Source organism: Thomasclavelia sp., assembly GCF_017889095.1.
Lineage (GTDB): Bacteria > Bacillota_I > Bacilli_A > Erysipelotrichales > Coprobacillaceae > Thomasclavelia.
In genome coordinates, this window is sequence record NZ_JAGHEW010000302.1 from 1 (window position 1) to 8,444 (window position 8,444).

At 25.4% G+C, this 8,444-nt stretch carries 9 protein-coding genes; 8 read left to right on the top strand and 1 reads right to left on the bottom strand.

Annotated elements, in window-relative coordinates; all coding sequences use genetic code 11:
- The first annotated feature begins 861 nt into the window (after positions 1-861).
- Positions 862-1,365, top strand: coding sequence for an accessory gene regulator B family protein (locus J7M77_RS16920; RefSeq protein ID WP_367237027.1), 504 nt, complete (start codon positions 862-864; stop codon positions 1,363-1,365).
- A 372-nt stretch (positions 1,366-1,737) separates the two neighbouring features.
- On the top strand, positions 1,738-2,013 hold the full coding sequence (locus J7M77_RS13270) for a thioredoxin family protein (protein ID WP_367237026.1): 276 nt from the start codon (positions 1,738-1,740) through the stop codon (positions 2,011-2,013).
- Positions 2,014-2,097: 84 nt separating this feature from the next.
- Here the strand turns inward: J7M77_RS13270 and J7M77_RS13275 are convergent, their stop codons facing one another.
- Positions 2,098-2,418 carry a PadR family transcriptional regulator gene (locus tag J7M77_RS13275; protein WP_296879376.1) on the bottom strand — a complete coding sequence of 107 codons (321 nt, stop codon included), beginning with the start codon at positions 2,416-2,418 and terminating at the stop codon, positions 2,098-2,100.
- Positions 2,419-2,759: 341 nt separating this feature from the next.
- On the opposite strand from J7M77_RS13275, the gene J7M77_RS13280 reads away from it, so the two are divergent.
- The 6 genes from J7M77_RS13280 to J7M77_RS13305 form a co-directional block, all read left to right on the top strand.
- Positions 2,760-3,041: a hypothetical protein gene (locus tag J7M77_RS13280; protein ID WP_296879378.1), complete on the top strand. Its 282-nt coding sequence runs from the start codon at positions 2,760-2,762 to the stop codon at positions 3,039-3,041.
- 45 nt (positions 3,042-3,086) lie between these two features.
- On the top strand, positions 3,087-4,115 hold the full coding sequence (locus J7M77_RS13285; RefSeq protein ID WP_296879381.1) for a hypothetical protein: 1,029 nt from the start codon (positions 3,087-3,089) through the stop codon (positions 4,113-4,115).
- 1 nt (position 4,116) lies between these two features.
- On the top strand, positions 4,117-4,965 hold the full coding sequence (locus tag J7M77_RS13290; protein ID WP_296879382.1) for a hypothetical protein: 849 nt from the start codon (positions 4,117-4,119) through the stop codon (positions 4,963-4,965).
- Position 4,966: 1 nt separating this feature from the next.
- Positions 4,967-5,818: an ATP-binding cassette domain-containing protein gene (locus J7M77_RS13295; protein ID WP_296879384.1), complete on the top strand. Its 852-nt coding sequence runs from the start codon at positions 4,967-4,969 to the stop codon at positions 5,816-5,818.
- A complete protein-coding gene (locus tag J7M77_RS13300) occupies positions 5,811-6,920 on the top strand; it encodes a hypothetical protein (RefSeq protein ID WP_296879386.1) in 1,110 nt (369 codons plus the stop codon). Before J7M77_RS13295 ends, J7M77_RS13300 begins: the two co-directional genes overlap by 8 nt.
- A partial coding sequence (locus tag J7M77_RS13305; protein ID WP_296879388.1) for a hypothetical protein occupies positions 6,904-8,444 on the top strand: 1,541 nt, incomplete at its 3' end. The genes J7M77_RS13300 and J7M77_RS13305, both read left to right, overlap by 17 nt.

Here is an 8,444-nt window from a genome sequence, read left to right on the forward strand (position 1 = left end):
ATTGCGCCACAAGAACATAATCCTGAATTAAATAATGCTTCAATAAAAACAAAAGTAATTTATAAAAATGATAGATTAGTGTTAAATTTATTAATTCCGATTAAATAAATATATTTCAATTTGTCAAGAATTTTGAATTGCGTTTGAGTATAATAAAGGGAATATTTATGTTTTTTTGATAAAAAGCATAATAGAAATATAGTGGTAATAATAGCTGTGACAAGAGAACTTGTAGGTTTTGTATAATAAATTGAAACAAGATATACAACGTATTACTAATTATGCTGATAAAATTCCTAAATGATGATTCGAAGCTTCAAAAGCTGACTATTTATAAGTACATAAATCGGCATATATTTTAATAAATACTGATATAATGTTTTAAATAAGTAAATATGGAAAATTTTTGGTTTAATTAAAATCATAGATTTTATTGAATTGATTGATATTAGATTTTTTAAATTAGTGTTTATATCACAATCTTATAATTATAAATTTGTTTAATATAAAAGAGAGGAGGATTTGTGAAGTTTACAGGCTTTAGACAGTATCGAAGACATTGGTGGATGTTAAAATAGCAGACAAGTTCAATTATCTAAGACTTCACTCTCTTATAGCAGTAATAATATTTGTAAAAAATTGCAAGTTTATATGTATAATAGTGTTGTTAATTCACATAGAGTGATTATAGAGTTAGAAAACGAGCATTAACCTTTGGTATCTGATTTGCGAATAACAAACAGATTAATTGTTGTTTGAATACTATCAGAGGATCTTTGTATGTCCTTGATGATACAATGTAATAAAAAATATTATGATTGTGAATCTATGTCTTGGCAAAGTTACTTCGTAATGAAAAACATGGGAAAAATAATTGATAAATTAGTTTCAGCTAGTAAATGTGAGCGAGAAATTATAGTATATGGAGTAAAAGTTATTTTTTTTAATGCATTTAGTGTATCGTTAATATTGTTAGTTTCGTATATGTTACATTGTTTTTTGTTTGGTGTAGTGTTTATTTGTTCATTTGGATTTGTTAGATTAAAAATTGGAGGTTTCCACTGTAAAAGTTTACAATCTTGTATTGCACTTTTTATGTTATTGTTTATGACTATATACTTTTTTTCGGTATATTTATTTTATTATATAGGTATTTTGTTTTTGTCGATTCCGAGTATTATATGTTTTCATTATTTGTTAAAAAGAGAAAATAAAAAAATGTTTTATGGTTATTATATATTTATTGTATTAATGTTATTAACTTCTAAAAATATAATTATTCCGTTTTATTCAGGAGTAATTTTAGGAGAAATATTATATTTTATCAATATGCAATTAATTATTGTTGAAAGTGACCTTAATTAAAATATGCAATCATTAACAAATAATGAAAGCAGGTGCTACCCTTAATCAATACTATTTTTACTCATCAATGGCTTTAAATAATATAATAATGAATGTAATATGTAAAATAGACGGGTCTTATTGCAAGATTAACCACTTATCTTATTATGTCTAATTTATTTTGATTGGAATTGAAAATTGCTTATAATATAAAATACTATTTAAACAACATTTAATTGAGCTTTTTATAATATTAATAAAAATTGCCGAAGTAATTTCAACGTTTTTAGAAAATATGATCTGGTTTGGTTTTTTTCTATCAATATTTGTATCATTGTTTGTTTTTGTATTTATACTTTTGTAAAAAGGAGTTTATTATCAATATCTGATGATTTGTCAATGGTATATATTGGTAGAGATGATTGTTTAGCTTGTCAGGGATTTGAAAAAGAATTGATAAAACAATGTGAAATCTATTCGTACCAAATGCCTGTTTATTATACAAATCTTGATCGGGATGATAATTATGATAAGATGAATGAGATATTAAATAAATATGAAGTAACAAAGGTACCTACTTTATTGGTTACCAAACAAGGAAAAGTAATAAAAAAGATTAGTGAAGTAAACCAGTTAGATGCAGCAATGAAAGAATATATGCTTAAATGATTATCTGGTTTGTTGAAATTTTAAGCTTAGTAATAAACGGGTAAAAAGTTTTTTACCCGTTTTATGTTATAAGAAACATAGCTTTTATTTATGAATGATTGAATTAATTGTTTTTACTAAAGTATCATAGTCATTGATTAATTTTTTTAAATACTCTTTCCCACTATCTTCCAGATGATAATAAACTCTGATCTTAGTCCCCACATATTCATCATAACTGCTGATATATTTTTTATCCATTAAATCATACAAAACAGGATACATCGTACCAGCTTTAGGAACAATTAAATTATTAGTTTGTTCACTGATGATTTTTGTTAGCTGATAACCATACTGATCACTTTCTTTTAAAACACTTAAAATTAATAAATCCAACTTAAATAAAAAATTAGTATTTTTAGCCAATTATAACACCTTACTTTCATTATTAGAAATAAACAATATAATAAAGTATAAAATTATTTCTTTTAAAAGTAAATCATAAAATGAGTTTATAATTAAATTTCTTAAAAAATATTAATAAATATAATATTTTATTAAATATATTTAAAAATATATTATATTTATTGAAGTATTGGAAACGCTATAATATACTAAATTCATATAAGATGCATCGCTTAAATTTGATGAAAGGATTTATAAAAATGATTAAAAATAATGTTTAGAAGTATTATTGCATTTAGTTTAACGTTTGCTAGTATTGTACCTGCTTTTGCAGCTGAAAAGGTAAAACATCACATGGATTGTTGCAAGGAAATTTAAGTACTTATAATCGTGGTTCTACAAAATATTGTGAAGGAATGACTTTTATTTCAAAGCCTGTAAATAGTGTACGAGTAGAGATTGCTGGTAAAAAAACAAGTACTGGTGAACATATATTTACTACTAGAAATCAGCATAGAAATAATACAAGTGTCGGGGATACATTAAGATTAAACGGTTATATTGGTACTAGAGTGACTTTTTATGGAACCCATGAAATTGTTCATACTAATGGTTATCATGCATATACTTCAACAATTTATTAAAGAACTGCCCTAATTATAGGGCGGTTTTGTTAAGGAAGTGAGATAATGAAAAAAATATTAATTTATATAATTGTTTTGTTGTTATTAGCTGGCTGTAGTCAAAAAAAAGAATCTAAAATAGAAGATAGTAAAAATAGTGTTAAAAGTGATGATTTAAGTGCGGTATTAAAGAATAAAGAATTGTTTGATTGGGATATTATTGATGATAAATTTTATATTTTATATGGAGATGAGGAAGCTAGTTTACTTGGCTATGATTTGAAAGATAATAAAATCCTTTTTGATAAAGTTATCAACCAAAAGTTTTATCCGCATACAAAATTAATTCCGTTACAAAATGGATACGTAGTCGAAAAAGGAAAAACGGTTATGGATATCTATAATTATAATGATGAACTATTACATACAATTGATTTAAATAACTATCTTGATGAAGATTTATTTAGTCCCAGTTTTGCAGTTAGTCAAGATTTGGAAAAAGTAGTTTTTACTAATAATCAAAAAGTATATTTAATCGATATAAAAAGTAATTCAGTATCTAATATTTTAACGTTAAATGCCAATCTTAATAGCTTGGTTAGTATTCAAGAATTAACTTTTTTGGATAATCAAACTGTCTGTTATATTGGTGATACAATATTGAATGAAGATGATCAATCGACACCATGCTATGGCACGATTGATTTAAATTTACATACTTATACGAAAACAAATAGTAGTGCTGTAACATTAGATAATTATAAAAATAATGTTTTAATTCATAATGCGTTTGTTCCAATGGATGAAATTAAAGAATCAATTAGTTATTTATATGAAGGTACTTTAGCTAAAGATTTGAAATTATCAAAAAAAGATTCAGTTAATGTTCACGTGTTAAATGAAGGTATAGCGATTATTGATTCTGGCAGTAAGGGAGATTGGCGACCAAATCTTAAATTCAATGAAAAAGATTACGGTGATTTTGGTTATAGTTATATAAGTATGGCTGCTAAGTATCAAAATAGAATATTTTTATATGGGTATTTAGATAATGAAGATGAAAAGACAAGTTTTATGGTTCAGGAGGTGAACTAGGATGAAAAAAATTTTAGCTTTATCTTTATTAATAGTGTTATTTACTGGATGTAGTCAAAAACAAGAGGATGTCAAGATCAAAGATGTTGAATCAATGGCAGAAAATATTGATTTGACGGGCGGATTTGGCTTGCATAATATTGAAAATGGTTATGTATATGATGGTAAAGCGGTAAATGTTGATTTTGACTATGAAATTGATGGTCGTGATTGTAAATTAGGAGTAATGATTTTTATTGATGGAATTCCGCAAAAAATAGATGGTGATAATAAAGTTTATTCTTTTGCGGCAAATAAGGGTGAAAAAGGAACTAAACGAGTTAGTTTTACTCCCAATGTAGGTAATAAAGGTGATCGTTTAATCATGCAGGGAGCTATAATTTATGATAATGAGATTGTAAATGATTTAAAAAGTATGGAAAACAAACAGCATTTTGGATTTTGTGGTAGTACCACTTTGACATATCATCAAGATAGTACTAAAGAAAATATCGCTGATTGTTATGATGTGAGTTACTTTGATATTTCTAAAGAGAAATTAATGGAGTTTCAGGATAAAGGTGATGATTATTTAGTTAATAATTTATTGCCTAGATTTTTAAATACAAATGGAACTTATCAAAAAAATGCAGTTGTATCCTTAGAAATAATTGGTAGACCTAATCTTTACCGAGTTTGGCTTTTTGAAGATTTAAAACCAGTGCAATCATATTATGTTGATTTAAAAACAGGTAAAATGGCAACAATTGATTTAAAAACTACTAATCAAAGTAGTAAAAACTTAAAAGTTGTAGTACTTCCACTAAATGGTGATCTTCCAGAACAAAGTGGCAGTTTGGTGGTAGAATGAAATGAAAATAAAAATTAATAATTTAGTAAAAAAATATCATCAAAAAACCGTGATCAATAATTTATCATTAGAATTAGATTGCGGTATCTATGGTTTAGTAGGTCCTAACGGAGCGGGAAAATCAACTTTGATGAATATCTTAAGTGGTCTTATTTCATTTAATAGTGGAACGATAGAAAACGATGAGTTTTCATTTTTAAGCAACGAATATTATCAAAAGTTTGGTTATTTACCTCAATATAATGCATTATATCCTAATTTTACTTGTGTTGAATTTTTAAAGTATTTATCAGTATTAAAAGAAGTAGATGAATTAGAGCGGATAGATGAAGTGCTTCGATTAGTAAATTTAGAGGATAAAAAGAATATTAAAATAAAAAAACTTTCTGGCGGAATGAAGCAGCGTTTATCAATTGCTCAAGTACTGTTAAATGATCCTAAATTTATTTTACTTGATGAGCCAACAGCAGGCTTGGATCCTCGGGAAAGAATTCGTTTGAAAAATATTTTAAGTCAATTATCTAAAGATAAAATTATTATTGTTTCTACTCATATTATCTCGGATATGGAAAACTTAGCTGATAAAATAATTTTATTAAAAAACGGTACTATTATTGCAAATCAAAATAGTGAAGATTTAATTAACCAGGTAAAAGATTATTTTTATAGTGTTTCAATTAGTAAAGAAGAACTAGAGTATTTTAAAAGAAAATATCTAATAACCCATATCCAGTCAATCAAAGATGGGTATTTGATTAAGTTTATTAGTGATGAATTATTACAATATGAACGTACTTTGCAAATTACATTAGAAGATGTTTATTTATATCATTATGGTGATAAAGATGATTAAGTGGGAATTAAAGAAATTATGGTCTTATAAACCAGTAGTTTGGTTATTGTTAGCTATGATAGTATTAAATATTGGTCAAATTATCTATCAAAATTATCCTAATTTGCATGGTGAATTATATATTGGTAGACAAAAAATTAATCAATTAGTGGAAGGAAAAATTACTCAGGAAAAATATGAAACATTATTGAAATACTATCAGGATGCTAGTCAAAAAGTAGCTATTGGAGATTATCAGACAGATAAAATTGATGAAAATACTTTTAGTGGCTATGTTTTTGGTGATAGTCAAATATTAGAAGAGGTTGTTAATGAATATCAAAAATGTTTAGATTATCAAAAAGATATTCAAAGGATTATTGATAAAGCAAAGGAAAATTTGACGTTTAGTAAAGATAAAAGCTGGAATGAGTATAATCAAAAGATTATCTCTAGTTATCAAAATCGGTCTTTAAGTTATTATTATGATTATACGATCATGAATAGTTATGTTAACTATGATTTTTCTTATTTACTGATTTTAGTTATCGTTGTTTTTATGACAGTTTGTATTTTTATTCATGAAAAAAAGGATACCCAGATTTATTTTTTGTTGGTTAAAAATGGAATTAAGCGGAGTTTTTTTCCTAAATTAACTGCTTTATTTATCAGTACATTATTAGTTGTAATTCTTTTTGCAATCCAAAATTTTATTGTTTTTTATTTATTAGGAGCAAATAATGGCTGGCTCCAGCCAATCTATGCATTACAACAATTTAGACTTAGTGATAGTACAATATCAATTGTAGTATATCATCTAATTGATACAATATTTAAATGTTTAGGCAGCTTGATTTTTTCATTAATATTAGTATGTATTTATAATTTTTTAAGGAAAGATTATTTAGGAATCTTGATTGGGTCAGGTATGATCGTAGTTATGATTTTTATTTATAATTTACATAATTATAGTGTTATTAGTTTTTCTTCAATTAGAGAATTGATTATAAATAATAATATGAATAGTTATATTTTTATAATAGCGATGTTAATAATTATTTGTGGAAGTATAATAAATTATTTTGGATATGTGTGGTGGCAAAATCATGAAAAAAATACTTAATCAATTAATTAAGATCTTTTTTTTAAAAAACTGGGGGTTATTAGTATTTATAGTAACAATGATGATTTCCATGATTTCTTTTTATTTTCATGTTACTAATTATCATGATCAATTAAGTTATGATCAAAAAATTAATATAGACTATATTGAAAAATATTATGGCAAATTAGATGATCAAAAAGAAACGGAAATCGAAGCTATTGCAACATCATTAAATAAGTCAACTGGTAAGCTTCTTCATGATTTTCAAACGGGTATAATTGATAAAGAGGAATATTTATCAAAACATCATCAACTAGATGATTTACTTGGAAAACAAGGCGGTTTTAATCTTTTTTATAAACAGTACTTAAAAGTAAAAAGTGATGATAATTTGATGATCTGTAATGGTGAACTGGTTGATTTACTATCAATGAATAATTTCGATTATTGTTTGATCATGATGGTTTTATTTATGATTTATATGATCTTTTTGCGTGACAGTGATGAAAATACTGAAATTTATGCTTATGTATGTTCTGGAGGGCGTAAATATATAGATAAAGCACGATGGTTATTGTTTGCCGGTACAATCATCATTTTCATTATCATAACATACGGTTTTAAAATATGGCTATTAAGTCGTTATGGTAATTTAAATTTTGAAATCAGCAATATTTCATCGTTTGGAAAAAATGTATTAAACATGACAGTTTATCAGTATTATTTATTAAATCTCTTGTTGTTGATAATTGGCAGTAATTTACTGGCAATGATTTCGATCTTGTTAAACAAATTAATTAAACGGCCATTATTAATTCTTACTTTAATCTTTGTTTTAACTTTTGTCATCAAGGCATTTTTTGGATATGATAAAATAATTCTTTATTTTCCTTTTGTCAGCTTTTTAATTCCTGGCAATTATTATCTAGGAACTGGTGCTGATTTTCTTGCTTTTGATTTTAACATGTTGATTTTAGAAATTATTAGCGTAATAACAATACTAATAATTTTTGTCATTGGGTTAAAAAAGATGATTAAATTTAATTATATAATATTGTGTTTCTTTATTTTATGTGGCTGCAGTTTTAATAATTCTAAAATAGAATATATTTATTCTTATAACAGTTATCAAAACATTCACTTTAATATGGTTGGCCAATATTTACATTTTGATAACCGGTTAATCGATTTGAAAACATTTAATACCTTTGATGTGCAGCGTGATCCGTTGAGTTTTCAGGAAATTATAGATGTCTTTTGCTTTGATCAAAACATTTTATATTTAACTGAAGACGAGCGGATGAATAAAAAAATATATTCATTACAATTGGATGATATGATGCCTAAATATATCGATTCATTAGGTCCCAATCAAAATAGAAATTATTTGAATATTAATGAGGAAGAAAAATCATTTAAATTAGAGAACAAAATTTATTGTATTATTGGTAACCAGGATGGATATTTAATTATTTATCCAGATCGGATTGAAAATAATAAAGGCGAAGTATTAATAAAGGATAATTTTAGTAATTGTTATTC

Excerpts from the sequence above, each read along its gene's own strand:
- J7M77_RS13300 (WP_296879386.1), top strand. The coding sequence starts at position 5,811 with ATGATTAAGTGGGAATTAAAGAAATTATGGTCTTATAAACCAGTAGTT.
- J7M77_RS16920 (WP_367237027.1), top strand. The coding sequence starts at position 862 with ATGGGAAAAATAATTGATAAATTAGTTTCAGCTAGTAAATGTGAGCGA.
- J7M77_RS13290 (WP_296879382.1), top strand. The coding sequence starts at position 4,117 with ATGAAAAAAATTTTAGCTTTATCTTTATTAATAGTGTTATTTACTGGA.
- J7M77_RS13295 (WP_296879384.1), top strand. The coding sequence starts at position 4,967 with ATGAAAATAAAAATTAATAATTTAGTAAAAAAATATCATCAAAAAACC.
- J7M77_RS13285 (WP_296879381.1), top strand. The coding sequence starts at position 3,087 with ATGAAAAAAATATTAATTTATATAATTGTTTTGTTGTTATTAGCTGGC.